The organism is Flavobacterium aestuarii (assembly GCF_040049115.1).
GTDB classification, from domain to species: Bacteria; Bacteroidota; Bacteroidia; order Flavobacteriales; family Flavobacteriaceae; genus Flavobacterium; species Flavobacterium aestuarii.
This window is the reverse complement of sequence record NZ_JBDLZZ010000021.1, coordinates 36,222-58,443: the sequence shown is the minus strand read 5'-3', so window position 1 is coordinate 58,443 and position 22,222 is coordinate 36,222. Positions and strand designations below refer to the sequence as shown.

At 33.7% G+C, this 22,222-nt stretch carries 11 protein-coding genes; 5 read left to right on the top strand and 6 right to left on the bottom strand.

What is annotated here, in order from left to right:
• Window positions 1-470: 470 nt before the first annotated feature.
• From ABEG11_RS17280 to porU, 5 genes are all read right to left on the bottom strand, one after another.
• On the bottom strand, window positions 471-2,093 hold the full coding sequence (locus ABEG11_RS17280; RefSeq protein ID WP_348825435.1) for a dihydrolipoamide acetyltransferase family protein: 1,623 nt from the start codon (window positions 2,091-2,093) through the stop codon (window positions 471-473).
• Between the two features lie 6 nt (window positions 2,094-2,099).
• Window positions 2,100-3,098 carry a pyruvate dehydrogenase (acetyl-transferring) E1 component subunit alpha gene (gene pdhA, locus ABEG11_RS17275; protein ID WP_348825434.1) on the bottom strand — a complete coding sequence of 333 codons (999 nt, stop codon included), beginning with the start codon at window positions 3,096-3,098 and terminating at the stop codon, window positions 2,100-2,102.
• A 162-nt stretch (window positions 3,099-3,260) separates the two neighbouring features.
• Window positions 3,261-3,743 carry a cytidine deaminase gene (gene cdd / locus ABEG11_RS17270; RefSeq protein ID WP_348825433.1) on the bottom strand — a complete coding sequence of 161 codons (483 nt, stop codon included), beginning with the start codon at window positions 3,741-3,743 and terminating at the stop codon, window positions 3,261-3,263.
• Between the two features lie 118 nt (window positions 3,744-3,861).
• On the bottom strand, window positions 3,862-5,055 hold the full coding sequence (gene porV, locus ABEG11_RS17265; RefSeq protein ID WP_348825432.1) for a type IX secretion system outer membrane channel protein PorV: 1,194 nt from the start codon (window positions 5,053-5,055) through the stop codon (window positions 3,862-3,864).
• Between the two features lie 41 nt (window positions 5,056-5,096).
• Window positions 5,097-8,924, bottom strand: a complete 3,828-nt coding sequence (porU, locus tag ABEG11_RS17260) for a type IX secretion system sortase PorU (RefSeq protein ID WP_348825431.1) — start codon at window positions 8,922-8,924, stop codon at window positions 5,097-5,099.
• A 215-nt stretch (window positions 8,925-9,139) separates the two neighbouring features.
• Here porU and gldJ point away from each other — a divergent pair, with 215 nt between their 5' ends.
• Both gldJ and ABEG11_RS17250 read left to right on the top strand, forming a co-directional pair.
• Window positions 9,140-10,840: a gliding motility lipoprotein GldJ gene (gene gldJ / locus ABEG11_RS17255; protein WP_348825430.1), complete on the top strand. Its 1,701-nt coding sequence runs from the start codon at window positions 9,140-9,142 to the stop codon at window positions 10,838-10,840.
• A gap of 66 nt (window positions 10,841-10,906) precedes the next feature.
• Entirely contained in the window at window positions 10,907-12,190 is a 1,284-nt protein-coding gene (locus ABEG11_RS17250; protein ID WP_348825429.1) for a UDP-N-acetylmuramoyl-tripeptide--D-alanyl-D-alanine ligase, read from the top strand.
• Window positions 12,191-12,230: 40 nt separating this feature from the next.
• On the opposite strand, the gene ABEG11_RS17245 is transcribed toward ABEG11_RS17250, so the two are convergent.
• The gene (locus tag ABEG11_RS17245; protein ID WP_348825428.1) at window positions 12,231-15,125 is read right to left on the bottom strand and encodes a helix-turn-helix and ligand-binding sensor domain-containing protein; all 2,895 of its coding nucleotides are present in this window, start codon (window positions 15,123-15,125) and stop codon (window positions 12,231-12,233) included.
• Window positions 15,126-15,437: 312 nt separating this feature from the next.
• Here ABEG11_RS17245 and ABEG11_RS17240 point away from each other — a divergent pair, with 312 nt between their 5' ends.
• The 3 genes from ABEG11_RS17240 to ABEG11_RS17230 all read left to right on the top strand — a co-directional run bounded on the left by ABEG11_RS17240 (window position 15,438) and on the right by ABEG11_RS17230 (window position 21,232).
• Window positions 15,438-18,671, top strand: a complete 3,234-nt coding sequence (locus ABEG11_RS17240; RefSeq protein ID WP_348825427.1) for a SusC/RagA family TonB-linked outer membrane protein — start codon at window positions 15,438-15,440, stop codon at window positions 18,669-18,671.
• 18 nt (window positions 18,672-18,689) lie between these two features.
• Window positions 18,690-20,396: a RagB/SusD family nutrient uptake outer membrane protein gene (locus tag ABEG11_RS17235; protein WP_348825426.1), complete on the top strand. Its 1,707-nt coding sequence runs from the start codon at window positions 18,690-18,692 to the stop codon at window positions 20,394-20,396.
• Between the two features lie 68 nt (window positions 20,397-20,464).
• Window positions 20,465-21,232: a hypothetical protein gene (locus ABEG11_RS17230; RefSeq protein ID WP_348825425.1), complete on the top strand. Its 768-nt coding sequence runs from the start codon at window positions 20,465-20,467 to the stop codon at window positions 21,230-21,232.
• Window positions 21,233-22,222 lie beyond the last annotated feature (990 nt).

Genomic DNA, 22,222 nt, shown 5'->3' with positions numbered 1-22,222 from the left:
TGGAGTCATATATAATTCTTAGACTACAAATTTCTGATTTTATTTTGACATTCCTCCCCAGGTTTTGTTCTTGATCCATTTTTTCGGATCAAGAACAAAAGGGATAATCTGAAGAGGAAGAAATAAATAACTCAAACCGCTTCATCTTTAAACATAAGATTAAATGACAAAATATTCTTTAAGGTCACTTCATGAATTAAGAGAAGTTTTTTAAAATTACTTGTAGGAAGTAAATTTGGGTTATAGGACTCTATTTTAATAGTGATTTTATTTTAGCTCCAAAATGGCTTTTTATATGATTATTTATCACTTGATAATAATGCCTTACCGCAGTAATTATTATGAGGCAAAAAATCTTTAGGAGAATGCAGTTGTTTTTCTATTACTTGCTGTAAATCAGCGTTATGTCTAAAACGAAAAACCCGTTCTGAAATTTTCAAAACGGGTTTTGTTATTAAAAATGAAGCTGCTTATGCAAGCATAGTTACCGGATTTTCGATGTATTGTTTTAATGTTTGTAAAAATTGAGCGCCGGTGGCACCATCAATTGTACGGTGATCACAAGCTAACGAAAGCATCATAGTGTTTCCAACCACAATTTGGCCATTCTTAACTACTGGTTTTTCTACAATTGCTCCTACAGATAAAATTGCAGAGTTTGGCTGGTTAATAATTGAATTAAATTCGGTTATACCAAACATTCCAAGATTAGAAACTGTAAAGGTGCTTCCTTCCATTTCTTGTGGTCCCAGTTTTTTGTTTTTAGCTCTTCCTGCAAGATCTCTAACACTAGCGCCAATCTGAGAAAGGCTCATAGCGTCTGTAAATTTTAACACAGGAACTACTAATCCATCTTCAACAGCAACAGCTACACCAATATTTACATGGTGATTGATAATAATAGCATCTTCTTTCCATTGTGAGTTGATTTTTGGGTGCTTTTTCAATGCTAATGCACAAGCTTTGATTACCATATCATTGAAAGATACTTTGGTGTCTGGAACTGAATTGATGACAGTCCTTGATTGCATAGCATCGTCCATTGTAACTTCTATCACAAGATTGTAATGAGGTGCGGTAAACAAAGATTCAGACAAACGTTTAGCAATAATCTTGCGCATTTGCGAATTTTTGATTTCTTCGGTAAAAACATCTCCTGCTGGTACAAATACTTTTGGAGCTTCTGCTTTAGTAGTTTCCGCAGGTTTTGTTGTGCTTGAATTAGACGTTGCAGCTGCTGGAGTGAAGTTTTCGATATCACTTTTTACAATACGTCCATTTTCACCAGATCCCTTTACTTGTGTTAATTGAATTCCTTTGTCACTTGCTATTTTTTTAGCTAATGGTGATGCTAGAATTCTTTTTCCATCGGTAGCTGTTTCAGCAATCGGTGCTGCAGCTTCAGTAACAGCGGCTTTTGTTTCTTCTTTTGCTGCAGGTGCTGGAGCAGTGCCACCAGTTTTATAATTTTCTGCAATACCGCTGATATCTGTTCCTGCAGGTCCAATAATAGCTAAAAGACTATCTACTGGAGCTGTATTTCCTTCTTGTATACCAATGTATAATAAAGTTCCTTCGTTGAAAGACTCAAATTCCATTGTAGCTTTATCAGTTTCAATTTCAGCAAGTATATCACCTTCCGCAACAGAGTCTCCTACTTTTTTAAGCCAAGAAGCTACTGTTCCTTCAGTCATTGTATCACTCAAACGAGGCATTGTTACTACGATTACCCCTTTTGGCAATACAGCTGCAGGAGCAGATGCCACTTCGGGTGCTTTTGTTTCATCCGCAACTGGTGCAGATTCGGCTGGAGCAGGTGCTGAACCTCCTGCAATTAGAGCAGATACGTCTTCGCCTTCTTTTCCGATAATTGCCAGCAAAGAGTCTACTGGTGCAGTTTCTCCTTCTGGTATTCCGATATATAAAAGAGTTCCTTCGTTGAAGGATTCAAATTCCATTGTTGCTTTGTCGGTTTCAATTTCTGCTAAGATATCTCCTTCGCTTATTTTGTCTCCTACTTTTTTAAGCCAAGCTGCTACCGTTCCTTCAGTCATAGTATCGCTCAAGCGGGGCATTGTTACAATTGTTGCCATAATTGATTATAGTTTATGAGGTGTGAATGGATAGTTTTCTTGGTCGTATACTACATCGTATAACTGTTGAATGTCTGGATAAGGAGACTCTTCAGCAAATTGAACACATTCTTCAACTTTATCTTTTACTCTTTGATCAATTACCTCGACTTCTTCTTCAGTAGCATATTTCTGATCCAAAATCACATCTAAAACCTGAGTGATCGGGTCTATTTTTTTGTACTCTTCAACCTCTTCTTTAGAGCGGTATAATTGAGCATCTGACATTGAGTGTCCTCTATATCGGTATGTTTTCATTTCCAAAAATGTTGGGCCATCACCTCGTCTAGCTCTTTCGATGGCTTCGGTCATTGCTTCGGCAACTTTTACAGGATTCATGCCATCAACTGGTCCACATGGCATTTCGTATCCTAAACCTAATTTCCAGATATCAGTATGATTTGCTGTTCTTTCAACAGAAGTTCCCATTGCATATCCATTGTTTTCAACAATAAATACTACAGGAAGTTTCCATAACATTGCCATATTGAATGCTTCGTGTAATGAACCTTGACGCGCTGCTCCATCACCAAAATATGTCATAGTAACTCCGCCAGTTCCATTATATTTGTCTCCAAAAGCTAAACCAGCTCCCAATGGAATCTGACCGCCTACAATTCCATGTCCACCATAAAAACGGTGTTCTTTAGAAAAAATATGCATTGACCCACCCATTCCTTTGGATGTTCCAGTTGCTTTACCTAAAAGTTCGGCCATAACGCGTTTTGGGTCAACGCCCATACCGATTGGCTGAACGTGATTTCTGTAGGCAGTAATCATTTTGTCTTTAGTCAAGTCCATAGCATGCAAAGCACCTGCTAAAACGGCCTCTTGACCATTATATAAGTGAAGAAAACCTCTAACTTTTTGCTGAATGTATAATGCTGCAAGTTTGTCTTCAAACCTTCTCCAAAAGAGCATGTCTTCATACCACTTTAAATAAACTTCTTTTGTAACTTCTTTCATCTGAAATAATTCTTTTGCTTAAGTGTTGTTGTTTTATCAATCATGACCTAGTAACGCAAAATAGTTTCCTCACCACAAATTTGCGCCCCAAAGGGGTCGGGATGCAAAAATAAGACATTCCTAGTAAGAACTAAAATTTAAAAGCTAATTTTTAGTTCTTTTTTAAAGTAATTTGTTATCAAACATAAATGGGAGCAAATTTTTTAATGAATCTGATTGATGGATTTCGCCCGTTTCGCCCATGTAATAAATTTTTATTGGACTGTTCTGGCGTATTTCATATTCAGATATTGATTGTCTGCAGGCACCGCATGGTGGAACAGGAACTGATGTTGGATTGTTATCTGATGATGCAGTAATTGCTATTTTTAATATGGCTGAGTGAGGGTAAAGTGCTCCAGCTTGAAATATGGCAACTCTTTCTGCGCAAAGTCCAGATGGATATGCTGCGTTTTCCTGATTTGAACCAATAATTATTTCTCCGTTATCTAATAAAACTGCAGCTCCGACCTTGAATTTAGAATAGGGAGCATAAGCACTTTTTCTTACTTCAATAGCTTTTTTAATTAAATTTTGCTCCAATTGAGACAGTTCTTCAATAGATTCAAAAACATTAATTTTTGAGGTAATTTCTATTTCTTTCATTTGAGTACAGTTATTGATTTACCATTTTGCTGAAGTTAACTAATAATGTGTATAAAACCAAAAAAATCCAAATTTCAATATCGAAACTGGATTTTCCTGAGTTTTAATAATTTGATTTCTAATAGTTTTCGTATTTCTCACCAAAATTAAATGATAAAGAGAAACGCAAAGTGTTTTCCAGTGGGTTTTGCACTTTGGATGTTGAGAACAAATATGAAACATCTACTTTGACAGAGCTGTATTTAAAACCTGCCCCCAGTGAGAAAAATTCTCTTGCTCCCTTATCAGGGTTTTCATGAAAATATCCAGCTCGGAACGAGAACGAATCTTGATAAATATATTCCGACCCTAAAGAGTATGTAAATTCTTTTAACTCTTCACTAAATCCTCCTGGAGCATCTGTAAATGATTGAAACATACCTGCAAACCATCCAATGTTTTCATATTCTTCATTAGCTAAACTGTAATCAGTACTGTCAACTATTCCGTCATTGTTCATGTCTTCACCTTCATAAATACCTTTGCTAGTATTATATACCTGTGGAGTAGGGACTAATAATTTACTGAATTCAAGATTTACAGCCACTTTGTTGTATTCGTCTAAAATGAAATCGAAACCGCCTCCAAGCTTCATATTGGCCGGCAGAAAATTCCTGTTTATATCATCGTTGTCATAACTCATTTTAGGTCCCATATTCTGGAAATTAAATCCCGCTCTCCATCTTCCATTAAAATCACTGTATGCAATCTCTTTTGATTGGAAAAAACCTGAAACATCTACAGCAAAGCTGCTGGAAGATGATGAGTCATTATTGGCCGTAGCTACTTTTAGATTAGAATTTATAAAACGGCCAGCTACTGCCATAGAAAATTTTTCGCTCAATTTTAGAGAATATGATAAATCAAAAGCAAATTCATTTGGCGAAACTGTTAGTCCTTCATCATCATAATCCTTTCTTAATATTATGTCACCCAATCCAAAATACCTGAAACTAGCTCCAAAGGCACTTTTGTCGCTATATTTATTGAAGTAGTTTAATTGTGCTAAAGAAATATCATTAACTAATTCGGTTAAATAAGGGGTGTAACTTACAGAAAAACCATGCTGATCTTCAGCAAAAGCATACTTGGAAGGATTCCACTGCTGTGAAAAACCGTCAGGTGAGGTTGCTACTCCATTATCTGCCATACCAGCCGCTCGTGCATCGGCAGCTACAAGAAGAAAAGGTACTGCAGTTGTAATATTATTTTCTTGGGCTAGAATAAAATTAAAGGAATATAATAAGGTAACTAAAAAAAGGATTTTTTTCATTGTTTTATAAAAAATTAATTTGGCATAAATATACTATATTATTAAAGAATGACAAGTTTTTCAATCTTTTCTGCTCTTTTATTAGATAATGTTGCCTTTACGATAAGCTTATAAACATATACTCCTTTACCGATTCTATTTCCAAAATCATCTCTAGTGTCCCATGTTATTTCTCTAGATAAAAAACCAGAGGTAGTAATAGTCTGATTTTTTGTCCAGACTACTTTTCCTGTAATTGTCAATACCTGTACTTGTACTTCTAGCGGTTCATTTGGCTTGTTGTGAGTGAACCAGAATTCTGTATAATTTACGCATGGATTAGGATAATTTAAGACATTTGTCAATGTTACAGTCTCGTTCCCGACCACTAAAAATTGTATCTCAGATGTTGATGGGTTATTATATACATCCCAAACAGTAAATGAAATTGTATGAAGCCCTGTTTTTAAATTTCTAAGAGGAAAATGTAAATTTCCTTTTGAATAACTATCAAGCTCTGTTTGATAATAATCATTTAATACAATTGGGTTACTTACATCTCCATCTAATACTGCAACTATATCATGGCCTATTCCTCCTGCTGTATTTATACCATTTTCATCTTCCATGTAGGCAATAAAAACAGGCGATTCATTAGTTATTCCTCCAGAGACAAAAGTTTCATCATTCATATATAACTTTACTTTTGGACTATTATTGTCTGTCGCAGCATTTTCATTTATTCCTCCTATTTTTATTGTAGTGTCATATCCTGTAAAATCTGTTAATGCTTGGTTTTGTTGGGCATAAAAACTCATTCTGCCATTATCTACCGGAATGCGAATATCTTTAGGAATTATAAAACTGCACTCGAATTGCCCATTGGTTACTGATGCATTTCCTCTAAAAATCGCTTCGCCCAATGTAGTAAAGTTTATGGCTGGACTGTTCCCATCATTATTTAAAGTGCTCTTTGTTATCGATTTATCAAATAAAATGGCGGAAACGACACCGCTGTAATTTGTAATCGGAATGTTATTTTCATCTGTTACTTCTCCAGAAATTTTCATTTTTGCTAATGATTGAAAATCTGGAATTGGCTGACTGATTGGAATATCGTTAACTTTGGTTAACACAACTTTTGGTTTTGGAATAGCGAGAAAAAGAGCGGGATCACCTAAGTAAAGAACCACATTTGTTGCAGCATTTGAGTTCTCATTTTTCGAAACCCTTAAGGCTTCAGCAATAGAAACGTATTGATTAGAACCGTAAGAAAAAAGGTGTTTTGCAAAAACATCGTTAAAGTTTTCTGCACTATATTGCCCAATTTCTCGAATTGTCGAAATTAATGAGATTGCTCCTCCTTTTGCATTCCAATAAATATATTCTCCGGCAGTAGGCCTTGCAGGATTATCAAATCGCGAAAATTCGCAAGTTATAGTTATGAATAATGGATACTTATATTGATTATTCAAACTTTGGCTATCGGCTTTGTCCCAAATTCTTTCACTTGCTAAGCCATCTTCTCCGCCATGCCCTAAATAATTAAAAACTAATGCCCCTTTTGTAAATTCATTGTAGAATTCAGATTTGGCTTTAGGATATCTTTCGCCCCCAGCAGAGGCTTCTTGCGTGTAAGAATCTAAAAATATTTTGGATGTGTTTAAAAAAGGTTTCTGAACCTTGATTTCATCAGCAAGCGTATTCTGTCTAGATTGTAAAGTGGCGTCACTAGATTTGTCAGAGTCATCGGCTATTGTTACATAATTATTTCTCCAGGATCCATAAGCTTTTTTGTCATAATATTCGAAGACCTTATTAGCCATTTCATCTGCTTGATTGTTATTGCTGACCAGCATTCTTCCAACAGCTATATCAATACCTCCGTAATTGTTGGTTATGTTTCCTTCGTTATCATCCATTAATCCATAAAAATCGTCAGATGCAAAAGAAGCTTCTCCTATAGTGTTGCTGATCAGTGCTTCATAAATAGGGACGATGTTATTATTGTTTAAAATTCTATTTTTGTAATCAAAAGAAGCATCTCCGAAAAGATTTATGTATCTCACTTTTTTATCATCAGAAGAAGCATTATCATAAATATATTTAATACAGTTTCTAATTGCAGCAATATCTTGCTTTCCTGAAGAAAATTCCTGATAAATGGATTCTAATGTAAGCACTTTTACATTTAGGCTAGAATTTACTCGATGAAATGAAGCTAGCCTTTCAGCTTGACTTCTCAAAAAATCAGGAGTGATAATTACATAATCAATATCTTGAAATTGCCCTTGTGCATTTTTAAATACTGTACCTTTTATATTATGGTTGGCAATTTTGGATTTGCTTTCTTTTAAAGGTGTGTAGTAGTCATTTACATCAAGAGCAATGTATTTTTGGACTTCTCCTAAATTTGCTTTGAATGAAAATGTGTTTTGATTACTGTTTTCGGCTTTTGTAACATTATAAATATCAGTTATGTTCCAAATTTGCGAAATAGAAGAAGCATTAGTAAAATTATATGAAACTACGCCTAGGCTTGAATTAGCTAAGTCATACTGAAACTGAAACTGTTTTCCGCGTCCTTGCAGTTTGCTCTTTGCTTTTAATTGAATAAAATCTAAAAAACCTTTAGATCCAGGAACTCCATTATTGTTGTAGGTTAATTGGATTTTTATGTTTGATGAACCTGTAAAAGCCGTATTGGATAATCTTTTATTATTGTATTGTATTTCTGAACCTGAAATTAACGATGAGAATGAAACCGTACCTACATCAATTCCGTTAGCAGCGATTTTAAAAGAAGTAGGAGTATATGCAGCAGATGCCAATGCAGCATTTAAATTGACAGGGACAGAAGCATCAATAGCAGGAAAGTCAAATGAGAATTCTTGGTTTTCATTAATTTCAAATGATTCTCCCACCCACTGACGGCCAACTTGTGCAATATTTGTGCGGTCAACTTCGTGAAATTGATAATCATCATATACTGTTAGATCTGTCGTGCTCAGTTCAGCCGGCTGAGCAATATTTAATATTCTTTTTCCATCATTGCCTTGAACATTTATGTAATAATAAGACTTTGTGTCGTATAAATTAATATGGGTTTGACTTTCTTCATTCCAATTTGAAGTTCCTTCACCATAAAACAGAATATAATCTCCTGAGTCGAAAACTCCATCGCTTTCTCCTTGGATTTGAATAGCATTTTCGGTTAAATCGGCTGGATAATATTCACTATTGGCCAAAGGTAGCATTCTGCCTCCATTGCCATAGATTTTTATTTTTTTTGGATCAATCCCATTGAGGTTTATTCCCAGCTGTTGAAGAAAATCTTTTGAAATTTTATAAACTCCCGATTTTTCAACATAAAAACGATACCAGTCACCTGTAGATAAAACCGAATTGATGATGCTTGCACTTTTTTTATTTGAATTAATTTTTTTTGAAAGTCCATTATTGGCCGTGTACGAAAAGGATTTTATTCTTTTGTAGCCTGAGTTATCTTTGATTATGGGAGAAATTCTCAAGAAATTTTGAATAATATTTCTTGATTTTGTGCTATAAAGATTCATTTTTATTGCAGAAGGTATATTTGAAGGGTTTAAATCCCCAATGAAAGATGCTGTTATGGATTCGTAGACTATATTGGTAATCTGAATACTTTTTGCATCTAAATCAGCATTGATCTGGAGATTTAAATTATAATATAACGCTTGGTTATATGAGTCGTAAAAATAAGTATCTCCCTTAAAAACAGGTACTTGATTTTTAGTTTTAACAGAAGCTGATGAGTTGTTCGTTATCCAATCAATAATAGCGTCACCTTTAATTTGGCTGAAAGCCATAATTGGTAAAAGCATGATAAAATAAAGGACTAGATTTTTCATTAAACTAAAGCAATTTTGAATATAAAGAATGGTTAAAAGTAAAGAAAAAATATTAAAAGTCTTTTTTGTTGTTTTGTGTAATAAAAAATATATTTTTGCGTTTTAAAATACATCTAAAAAAACGTTAAAAATTAAATTAAAAAGGGTTTTGCAGTTTAATTTTAATTATTACATTGCACTACCTAAATTTTAATAATTACCTACCAGAAGAAACTATGAGAGTAAATAAGACTATTCCGTTAAAAATAATGCTGTCCTGCGCATTAATATTAGGATTAGCTAGTTGTAGCAAAAAATCTAAATCCGACAGTGCATCAAGAGGTACAGGATGGAATGTAAGCAGTTCTAAAGGAGGTTTTGCTAAAGGAACAGCTGGTAAGCCACAAGAAACAGGCCCAGGTTTAGTTTTTATAGAAGGCGGAACTTTTACAAAAGGATTAGTTCAAGATGATGTAATGCATGATTGGAATAATGTGCCAAGCCAGCAGCATGTTATGTCATTTTATATGGACGAAACTGAGGTTACTAACCTGATGTATCTTGAATACCTTGAATGGTTGAAAAAAGTGTATCCTCCAACAGAAGAAAACTATAAAAACATATATGAAGGTGCTTCACCAGACACACTTGTCTGGAGAAATAGATTGGGATATAATGAAACTATGACCAATAACTATTTAAGACATCCTGCTTATGCTAATTATCCTGTCGTAGGGGTAAATTGGGTTCAGGCTGTTGAATTCAGTAAATGGAGAACAGATCGTGTAAACGAAGCTGTACTTGAAAAAAATGGTTATTTGAAAAAAAATGCTAAAACATTAGATGTTTCAGCAGAAAGCAATTTTAATACTGAAACGTATTTAGCTGCACCAACAATGACTTACGGTGGTAACGAAGAAATTCTTTTAAAAGGCAGAGGAGCTTCTAAAAAAGCACCAAGACCAGATAAAAACGGAAATGTTACCGAAGAGAAAAATGTATATGCTCAAAGATCTTCAGGGATTTTATTGCCAGAATACAGATTGCCAACAGAATCGGAGTGGGAATATGCCGCTGCTGCTGATGTAGGCCAAAGAGAATATAATATTTATAAAGGTCAAAAGAAATATCCTTGGTCTGGAAGCTACACCCGTTCTGGAAAAAGATCTAATAAAGGATTCCAATTGGCTAACTTTAAGCAAGGTAATGGTGATTACGGTGGAATAGCAGGCTGGTCTGATGATGGGGCTGATATTACAAATGAAGTTAAAAAATATCCAGCTAACGATTTTGGATTGTATGATATGGCTGGAAACGTTGCCGAATGGGTTGCTGATGTTTACAGACCTATAGTTGATGTTGAAACGAATGATTTCAATTATTTTAGAGGAAATGTCTATACTAAGAATAAAATTGGTAAAGATGGGAAAATCGAAATCATTACTAATAAAGATATTGTTTATGACACATTAAGCAATGGAAAATTAGTTCCTAAACATTTACCTGGTGAAATCGCTCAAGTGCCTGTTGATGATAATGAAACTTATTTGAGACAGAATTTCAGTACTAGTGATAATATCAATTACAGAGACGGAGATAAACAATCTAGTAAGTTTTACAAATTTGGTGGAGCAACTGCCGAAAATGCAAAGACTTCTGATAAAGAGAATATGTATAATTCGCCTAAACAAAATGTGAAAATTGATAGTTTGGGGAATATGGAAAGAAAATATGATAAGTCTAACAAAAGAACAACTTTGATTAACGATGCAGTTCGTGTATACAAAGGTGGTTCATGGAGAGACAGAGCATATTGGCTAGATCCAGCGCAAAGAAGATTTTTTCCACAAGATATGGCGACTGACTATATCGGTTTCAGATGTGCTATGTCTAGAGTAGGTTCTAAATCAAATACAAAAAAAACACCAAGAAATTAATTTTTTTTAAATAAATACAAACAAAGCCCTTTTATTAGGGCTTTTGTTTTTTAAACTATAATCAATATGGATATTATTGACATTCATAATTTGTTTTTAAAATGCACTTCAGTTTCAATCGATACTCGTAAAATAGGGGTGAATTCTTTTTTTGTTGCTATTAAAGGTGATAATTTTAATGCTAATACTTTTGCAAGAGAAGCTTTAGATAAAGGTGCTTCATATGTGTTGATTGATGATGAGGATTATTTCATTGATGAAAGAACTATTTTAGTTAATAATTCTCTGGCTACATTGCAACAATTAGCCAAATTTCATAGAAATTATTTAAAATTGCCAATAATTGCTCTTACAGGCAGCAATGGCAAAACAACTACCAAAGAATTGATAAACGCTGTTCTTTCTAAAAAATTTAAAACCAAAGCAACAGTAGGGAATTTAAATAATCACATTGGTGTTCCTCTCACGTTATTGTCATTTGATGCGCAAACTGAAATCGGAATTGTTGAAATGGGTGCTAATCATAAAAAAGAGATAGAATTTTTGTGCGAAATCGCGCAGCCGGATTATGGGTATATAACTAATTTTGGGAAAGCTCATCTCGAAGGTTTTGGAGGAGTTGAAGGTGTTATTCAGGGTAAAAGTGAAATGTATCATTATCTTTCAAAATATGATAAGCTTGCTTTTGTGAACTTTGAGGATGATATACAAGTCGAAAAGACAAGCAAAATCAAGGCGTTCTCTTTTGGAATAAATAATAAAATTGCTGATGTAAATATTGACCATGTTGAAGCTGATCCTTTTGTAACGGTATCTTATCTGCAAAACAAAATTACAACGCATTTAATTGGCTTGTATAATGCGAATAATGTCAACGCAGCTATTGCGATAGGAATTTATTTTGGAGTTAAAAATGAAGCTATCAAGCAGGCGCTGGAGGCTTATATTCCAGAAAACAACAGGTCACAATTAATTACTCGCGGTACAAATGAAATTATTCTGGATGCTTACAATGCCAATCCGAGCAGTATGAAAGTAGCAATCGAAAATTTTATTCTTCTAAAAAAAGTGGACAAAATACTTTTTTTAGGTGATATGTTTGAGTTAGGAGAAGAAAGTATTATTGAACATAAGGGAGTGTTGGATTTGTTGATAAATCAAGATACTATTAAGTGTTATTTTATAGGTAAAGATTTTTATAAAAACAGGATATCGAAAACAAATTTTTTCTTCTTCGATAATTTTGAGAATTTTGCTGAAGCAATTAAAGATAAAAAATTCGAAAATAATATAATTCTTATCAAGGGTTCAAGAGGAATGGCTCTTGAGCGGACTTTGGAACTTATTTAAAAAAAATGAGCCAGCGTTTAAATTCGCTGGCTCATTTTTTTTAAATACTCATCAAAAAGCCGATCAGGTTTTCCTTTTTATTCAATCCCAATTTTTTTCTCAATCTATATCGGGCTAATTCTACACCGCCAATTGAGATATTCATTATTTCGGCTATCTCTTTTGTTGACATGTTCATCAGCAAGTAGGTAGATAAGTCCAATTCTCGTGGTGATATTGTTGGATATTTTTCTTTAAGTCGTTTCAAAAAATCAAAATGAACATTTTTAATATGTTTTTCTAAATCTTTCCAGCTTTTATCGTTATTTACTTCTTTTAAAATACTCTTGTTTAATTTAGTGACCTGGAACTTAGTTGGTTCGTCTAAATCTTTGATGTCAATTTCTTTTACTTTTTGCAAAATTCCATTAAGGACTTTATTTTTTTTTACAACCTGTAATGAATTCGTTACAAGTTCTTTGTCTTTAGCAAGAATTTGGATTTGAAGATTGTCATTTTTCAATTTTTCAATTTCTTTTTCTAATTCATGTTGTCCTTGACGTATTTTCGATTCTTTTTCTAGATAAAGCCTACGCTGTTCAATGGTTTCGTAATATTTGTTTTTTCGAATCTTTTGTTTGACTCTATTGTAACCAGCATAAACCATTGCAGCAGCTAGTATTATATATAGTAAATAGGCTAATATGTGTCTGTACCACGGCGGAGAAATTGTAAAGTATAATTTAGCTGGCTCAGATTCTACTCCATAGCTGTTTTTAACTTTCACTTTCATAATGTAATCGCCTTCTCTCAAATTAGTGTATTCTTTCATTGTACTAGGAGACCAAGCGGTCCAATTGTCTTCAAAAGGCTCTAGTTTATAAGAATACGTTGTGCTTTGTGAATTTTCGTAAATGGGGGACGAAAAAGTAAATTTGACATGATTGGAACTGTAGGCCAAATTGTAATTTTCGAAATTATTGACAAGGTTTCCTGTTGTAATGGTGTCTTGTAATGAGCTGAAACTTTCAATAAATACTTTTGGCTGTGTTATGAAACTGTTTGAAATGCTAAAGTCATAATGTGCAAGTCCTTCTGTTAGTCCAATGAAAACATTATTAGGGTTTACTGCATTAATCGAGATGTAATTATTGACTAAATTCCCAGATAAATTTGAAAATGGAATTTGTTTTTTAATATAATTCCCGTTTTTATTTTTTTGTAACACGCCCAATGTTTCATTGTAACAATACCATATATTTTCGTTTTTATCTTCAATTACGGTATTTAGAGTCGGCATGTTCTTGAATAATAAAGATATTTTTTTATCTTCAAAAAAAATTTCCTGCTCATTTGAGTAACGGTAAAAATGGTTGTTTGTTTGAAAATATATTTTGTTTTTTAATTTCTGAATACTTCCAATGCCTCTATGCAGATCACTTATTTTTGAATGAATTTTTATTTCTTTAAATTTTTTTAAATCATCTGATAATTTCATTTGATAGAGGTTTTCATTTTTTTTAAGCCAAAGAAAATTTTCATCAATAAGTGTTTCAAACGTGTTTGTTGTTTCTTCAAAACCTGCTACCGAGTTCTTAAACGATAGCCTATTGCCTTGTTTTTCGAATATTGAAAAACCATTATAGCTTTCGCCTATAATGCTGTTAGGATAACCTGGTACTTCTAAAAAGCCAAAGTATCCCTTATGGTCAAGTATTTTTGTTACTTTATTATTTTCAATAAGCAATGCTCCATTGTTGCTGGCGCAAAGGAGCTGGCCATTAATTAATTGAATGTTCCATGCCTGTGCAATGGTGCCTTCAACTCTTTTAAATGGTTCATCAAGAAATATGTCATTCCAATTATGGTAAAATAACCCTTGGTTAGTAGCTACATATAATGTGTTTTTGTAAACTAATGAGGCGTAAACCGTACTCATATTGTAGCTGTAGTCAAAATAGGTAAAAGGAGAATTCTCGGTTATGAAAGTAATCCCGTTATCCAATCCTAGCCAAAGATTGTTTTTTTGATCCTCAAAAGATTTCAATATAGTATTATTTTGAAGTCCCTTCTGGCGGTTTAAGTGCTGCATTATTTTTCCGTTAAAATCGGTAATTATAATACCGTTTAGAACGGTGTTAAAAACAAGTAATTTGTTCTTAATCATGCATCCGCCTAGTGATGAATTCTTCTTAATGTAATCATTTGCCTCAGTTTGCCATGGTTTTATTGTGTTGTTCTCATAGACAAACAATCCATTTTCTAAAGTTGCTAATATTAATTTATTGCCAGGATTTGGAAAAATAGCCCATATTTCGGAATTGTTAATAGCTGTGGTTCCTTTTAAAGGAGTGAATTTACCTTTTGAGTAATTCAATAGACCCATTTTTTTATCTTGAAAGTATAGCTTGTTGTTGACTAAAAAGGAAAATTGAAATTTATTTTTTGCCTCCATATAACTGAGTTTGTTCTTTTTTAAAAAGAAAACTTTACTGAAGGACTGAAATATTACTTCCCCTTGAAAGCAATGGATTTTCCAAATTATATTAATGTTTTTGGTGATTTTTGTATTTTTATTAAATAATTGAGATAATGAATGATAGATTAAATTCCCTTTTTGATCGCTTAAAAAATACCCGAATTCATTGTTTCCCCCCACATATATTCGACCGGAGTCATCAATTTTCAGACTCCTGATAGCAGAATTATCTGGTAATGAATATTTGTGCCAGCTAGTGCCGTTAAATTTTAAGAGCCCGCTATTATTTGCAAAATATAGATTGCCGTTTTTATCCTGATCAATATCCCAATTTTGTGTACCGCCTTTATATTCATTTCTTTTATAGTTTTTGATGTCTGGTATTCCCTGTCTCTTTACTTGTGCATGCGTTGCTGTTGTTAAGATTGTAGTAATTATAAGTAATAATTTGTAAAATATTGATGTGTTAATATTCATTTGAATTTATGTTTATTTACTGTAATTATTGAGAATGTATAAAATGCTGGTGTTTTTTTTTTTTTATATAATATATGATGTCTTTTGTATTGTAAATGTAGGGTAAAAATTTTAATTAACATATTAATAACAAATTAATTTAATTAATAAAGTTTTGAAAATTAAATGTTTATAATTAATTTGATGTATTTTTGTAGTACCGTATTTTTACTTATTGATGGGTTTTTGTAATGTTTTTTTATTATATATTTCATTTTTTTTAACTTATTATTGTATCAAATTACTAATTAATTAACCAAAATTTTTAGAAAAATGAAATTAACAAAAGTACTTGTTTTTTGTATTTCGTCTTTGCTTTTCACAATGGGGCTACAGGCTCAAGACACAACAATTGGAGGGAAAGTAAATGATGAAAAGGGCATGCCTATTCCAGGGGCGACAATTTTACTGAAGGGGACGACAACTGCTACGTCCTCAGATTTTGATGGCAAATTTGAAATTAAGGCTCCCTCAAATGGAGTCTTGACAATCAGCTTTGTCGGTTACACAACTTCAACTGTACAGATTAGTGGAAGGTCACAAATTACTGTTCAATTAAATCCAGAATCCCAGAGCCTAAACGAAGTTGTAGTTATTGGTTATGGTACTCAAAAGAAAGGGTTGCTTACTGGAGCCAGTTCTAACTTTAAGGGAGAAGATCTTGCATCATTAAATACAGGATCGGCAATGGAAGCCCTTCAAGGTATTGCTGCTGGTGTGAATATTACTAAGAATAGTGGCTCTCCTGGAGCTGGGACTAGAGTAACAATTCGTGGATTAGGTACTATTGGTAATTCAAATCCATTGTATGTTGTTGATGGAGTATCGGTAGGTAACATTGATTATCTAAATCCATCCGATATTGAATCTATCGATGTTTTGAAAGATGCGGCATCAGCTGCAATTTATGGTTCACGAGCTGCAAATGGAGTTGTATTAGTTACGACAGTTAAAGGGCGTAAAGGTAAACCGGCAAAAATAAGTTATGATTATTATTATGGTATTCAAAACACATATAAAAATCTAGATCCATTAAATGCGCAAGAGTATATGTATATAATGGACGAGGGTAGAGTTAATGATGGTTTGGCTCCTCATGACTGGAATGCAATTGTCCACGACAATGCTTGGCTTGAGAGTGCTTATCCTGGAGCGGGAAAGCAATTAGGGGACGACGTATGGAACCAATTGCAAAACGGTTGGGAAGGTACCAATTGGATTAATGAAATGTCAAAAAAAGACGCACCAGTAGTAAGTCACTCACTAAATATTACCGGTGGGAGTGAAGATATCACTTATTCAGCGGGTTTGTCTTATTTTGATCAAGACGGTATCATTGGCGGAAATATCGTTGATGCTGGATTTAAAAGGCTTACAGCAAGGTTAAATACTCAAATGGTATTAAAAAAGAATGATAAGCACAATATAATTACAGTTGGAGAAAATTTCACCTATTCTAACAGGCAAAATAGATCTGTAGCAACAGGTAATATATATTGGAATGATTTGCATAATGCATTAATACAAAATCCTTTGCAGCCTGCATATTGGCAGACTTCTAAGGATAGGTATATCAATGAGTTCGGATATACACCTACTTTAGATGGTTTAAACACTGGACAGACTAATCCATTGGCGGTAATGTTTTACCGACACAATTTCAATTATGGAAAAGGAAATAGTATTAATGGAAATGCCTTTGTTGAAATTGAGCCAGTTTTAAATTTAAAGTTCAAATCGGTTTATGGAATTGATTCTTGGTTTGGAAATGGAAGATCAATGAATCCAACTTATCATTTGGGTGTATTATATAAAGATGATGTTAATGGAGCCTCACAAAATTCATATTTTGGTGCTACCTCTACATGGACGAATACACTTTCTTATGATACAAAATTAAGAGAACATAGAATTAGTGGGGTAATTGGAACAGAGTTAATCCGAAATCAAATTAATAATAACATTAACGCCTCTAGGAATGGATTATTGTTTCCTGGTAATCCTGATTATGCCTATTTAAACAATACGAAAAATCCAGCCTCGATAAATGATATCAGTGCCAGCGGTGCTGATTGGGCTGCAAATGGTGGTGGAACTCAATCTTTTTTTGCTAGAGCGCAGTATGATTATAAAGAAAAATACATGTTTTCTGCAACAATGAGAGCTGATGGATCTTCTATTTTTGCTGAAGAAAACTACTGGGGTTATTTTCCTTCTGTATCGGCGGGCTGGGTAATTACAAAAGAAGATTTTATGGAAAAGACTTCGGGAGTGCTTAATTTTGCAAAATTAAGAGCAAGCTGGGGACAAAATGGAAATCAAGCAGTTGATGCTTTTCAATATCAATCTAATATTACATATTCTTTTCCTGGGTACTTTTTTGGAGACACAAAACCAGTTTCTGGTGAAACAGCGGTACTTGCAAATGTGCCAAATCCTGACATACAATGGGAAACATCAGAGCAGTTAAATTTGGGTATAGATGCTAGACTATTTGATTCAAGATTAGGATTGACTTTCGATTGGTATAAAAAAACAACTAAGGACTGGTTAGTTAAGGCTCCAGGTCTTGGAACTTTAGGGGCTCCACCTCCATTTATAAACGGAGGTGATGTTGAAAATTCAGGAGTTGAATATTCTGTCAACTGGAACGATAAAGTTGCTGGTTTTAAATATGGTATTACTGTAAGTGGTGCTCATAATAAAAATGAAGTTACTAGAATTGCCAACGCAGACGGAATAATACACGGGCCAAGCAATGTATTATCTCAAGGAACTGGTGAAGTTTCCAGAGTGCAAGTTGGGATGCCTATTGGATACTTCTATGGTTATAAGACCGATGGTATTTTACAAAATCAAGATGAAGTAGATGCTTATGTAAGACCAGACGGAACTCCATATTTTAATGATCAGCGTCCAGGAGACGTACGTTTTGTTGATCAAAATAAAGATGGTCTTATTGATGAAAAGGATAAAGTTTATTTAGGAAATCCTAATCCAGATTTCGAATTGGGTATTCAATTGAATTTTGAATATAAAGGGGTTTATTTAAATTCGACAATGGCTGGAAAATTTGGAATGCAGGTAATGCAGTCATATAGATCATTTGCTGATTCTCCTAAGCAAAATTATACTTCTGATATATTTAATCGTTGGCATGGAGAAGGTACCTCTAACAGATTACCTAGAATGTCTGCCGTATCAAACAGAAACACTCAATATGTATCAGATATCTATATGCACGATGCTGACTTTTTAAGAGTGAATAACTTAACGATTGGCTATAATTTTAATGAAGTGCTCTCAAATATTAAATTTATGTCAAACCTAAAAGTGTATGTATCTGTAAATAATCTGTATACATTTACGGATTATGATGGAATGGATCCAGAGGTTCGTTTTTCTGGAGCTGATGATTCTGGTGAAGGCAAATGGGCTTCAGGGATAGATTTGGGGCTGTATCCTCAGGCGAGAACAGTGATGTTTGGATTGAGCGCTGATTTTTAATATAAATACACATTTAAAATGAAAAAAATAATATATATAATAGCAATTTCGGCGATATTTACTGCTACAGGTTGCTCAGACTATTTAGATACTGAAAATAGATTTGGGAAGACTTCCGAGAATTTTTATCAGACGCCTACAGATATTAATGAAGCAATTGCAGGTGTTTATAATGCAATTTATATTCCAAGCCCACTTAGTGAGGAGCAGCTTGCTGCCAATTTATTAGATAATATAATGCTTGGAGGCGGTGGTCCAGATGATAAAGCAGCCAAATGGGTTGATAATTTTGAAGATCCACTTGAGGACACCTATCGCGATTTATGGATCCAATCATATTTCGGAATTACTAGAGCAAATGCGATTATTGAAAAAACACAGAAAGCGGATTTTGGACAATATTTTAAAACCGTGGAGGAAGCAAATAATTTTAAAGCACAAGCTATTGGTGAAGCGATGTTTATGAGAGCCTTTTTTTACTTTAGGTTGGCTAAATTTTTCGGTGGAGTTCCATTAATTGTCGAACTCGCTGGCGACAGATATGTTGGCAGAGCTACTTACAGTGCAACTTTTGCTCAAATTGCAAGTGATTTAAAAGGTGCAATCGCATTAATGCCGGCGACCCCATTTCCGAGCATTCCAACTGCTAATTATGGTCACGCCACTAAATGGGTTGCCGAGGCTTATTTAGCGCGTGTATATTTGTTTTACACAGGATATATGACCAATATTGAGAAACAAGCGACAACAAATTTACCATTGGTTGAAGGAGGAGTAATAACTGCTGATGATGTTACATCTTACTTGAATGACTGTATCAATAATAGTGGTCATGCCCTAGCTTCTGATTTTAGAAACTTATGGCCTTACTCGTATGTTAATATTAGTGCTGGAAAAACAGTACTGCCATGGGCAGCAACTGAGGATTTGTCTTGGGTTGGACAAGATGGTACTACACCTACTTTTGGTACTGGAAATTATGAGACTATGTTTGTACAACGATTCTCTTTTGGAGATTGGAATTGGACAAATGGACCAAGCTATACTAACAGGCTTGCTTTATTTACAGGAATGCGTGATAACTCATTGGTGCCTTTCGGACAAGGTTGGGGAATGGGTACTGTTAATCCAAAATTATGGAACGAATGGTCAGACGCTGATCCTAGAAAAGTTGGTTCGATAATCCAAGTTGGGAAGGCAGAACAAGGTACTGGCGGATATGTTGGTGATAAAGGGGATCATGAAACAGGATTTTTTAATAAAAAATATACTGCGATCCAGCATCCAAATGCTGCAGGAAGTAATGTTGGTATGTTTGTTCAAATGTACAATTGGTCTAATGCAGATATGCAATTAATGCATGCACAAGATTTTATTTACATGCGTTTTGCCGATGTATTGTTAATGCATTCAGAGATTACTAAAACAAATACTGGTATGAATGCTGTAAGAGACAGAGCTGGATTACCAGCAATTGGATACTCATTGGATGCAATAAAACAAGAACGCTTACATGAATTTGCATTTGAAGCCTTGCATTGGTTTGATTTAGTTCGTTGGGGTGATGTTAATACCGCTTTTAATGGTACTTTCCCAGTTAGAAATTCTGGTAAGGATGCTAATTATAGTGTGAAATACAGATCAGAAACAAAAGGACTAATGCCAATTCCAGAGACGGAAATAAGATTGTCAAACGGAGTTTATACACAAAACCCTGGCTGGTAAAATTGAAAACGATAAAATATATACTTATGAAAATTAATAAAATAACATATTTCACTATTGCTTCGTTAATGCTTGTTTTTTCTGCTTGCGAACCAATTGTTGATGAGACGCCATTAGAAAACAGTACTGATGTACAGGGTGTTCAGTTGGTTGCTACGCAAAGTACGCCAGGCGGAAATGAAATAACTATTAACATGACTACACCTGGAATTACGGGGTATTGGGATTATAATTTAGGAAAAGCTTTGACTAATAAGATTAAATTTATTTATCCGATACCTGGGAAAGCAACATTTACTTATGTAGGCAGTTTAGGTGCAGAATTTTTCACAAAAACGATTGAAGTTCAGGTTGATAAACTGGATCATGAATTGGATCAAGATTGGTATGATTTAGTGGGTACAGATACTGAAAAAGGTAAGACTTGGGTCTTTTACAGGGACAATCCTGATGTAAATGGCGATGGACCATTGTGGTGGTATATGTCTCCTGCTGATGACCCTAGTACCGCTGGTACCGCTTGGTGGAATGCGGGGATATGCTGTGGGCCTAGTGATGCTAGTGGAAAAATGCACTTTGACCTCAAAGGAGCTGCTAATTATACTCATTATGAAACACCTTCAGCAACTGGTGCGAAAGGTGGATTTGTTTTGGATGTAACAGGAAAAAGATTGATTATTAATGGTGGGGTTGAATTATTAGGTGGAACCCAGGCAGGTGATGGAACTGGTGTATATAAAATAGTTTCACTTACTAGTGATAAAATGGTTCTTTGGGTAAATAAAGGTAAAATGAATGCAGGTACAGGTTGGACTTTTATTTTTAGACCAGAATAAATTTGAGTTAGTTTTTTTCGAAAAAGGAAGATGTATATGCTTCCTTTTTCGATTTAAAATTTAAAAAAAAAACATTAAACAAGTCTTGCTAATGATTTAGAACAAATATTTTAGCTTCTTCAAGTTACGAATTGATTATTTTTTAGGGTATAATTAATGTTTAGTTAAGTTAGTAGTTTGAGTTGTTCTTCAGTAAAGGTTTTTATTTGGTTAGTTAATAAAAACCTTTTCGAAGAATAAATAAGAAGCAAAAGAAAAATTTAGTTTTTTATTTTGGCATAATGATAGAAAATAAAGGGTTTTATTCCTTTCTTTATTAATCTAAAAATGATTTAAGAGGTTATTTCACAAGTTGGAATAACCTCTTTTTTTATCTCCACGTTTCTAAGTATTGGGCATTTATTTCTTGGTATTTATTGTTATCCCAAGATTTTATTTTATGAGAAATATTTTTTATAGTTTTTGTTTTAAAGCGGTTAATTTAAAATATATGGAAAACTTTTACGATTTTTTTGGGATATTAAAATTTTTCTAGATAATTCATTTTAGTGCTAGTTAATTTGTCCAGTTGCACATATTATTTTAGAAAAAAAATATATCGTTTATTGTTGCTATTCTCTTCTTGCTTTGAGTTTCAATTTTCTTTTGTTTCGATATGTCATTTTTTGCGTTTTATTCATCTTGAATTTTTTACGGCAAATGTTTTTATTTAATGAAATACCTTCATTTCCTAAATCCGATTATAATTGTCATTAAAAATTTTGCGCCTGTGTAACTATGAAAAACTCATTTAATTGCTGATTTCTATAAATATTTTGCCAAGCTGTGGCTTATACCTATTTATTTTTAACTATTCTCAAACTTCATAGGGGGCTAAAGTTTATAGAAAAACAAATTATTCTGTTTATCTAAGCTTCATAAGAGCGAAATATATTATTAATTGAGTTCGGTTTCATGATAATTGTATTACTCTTTCCAAATAATACTCTT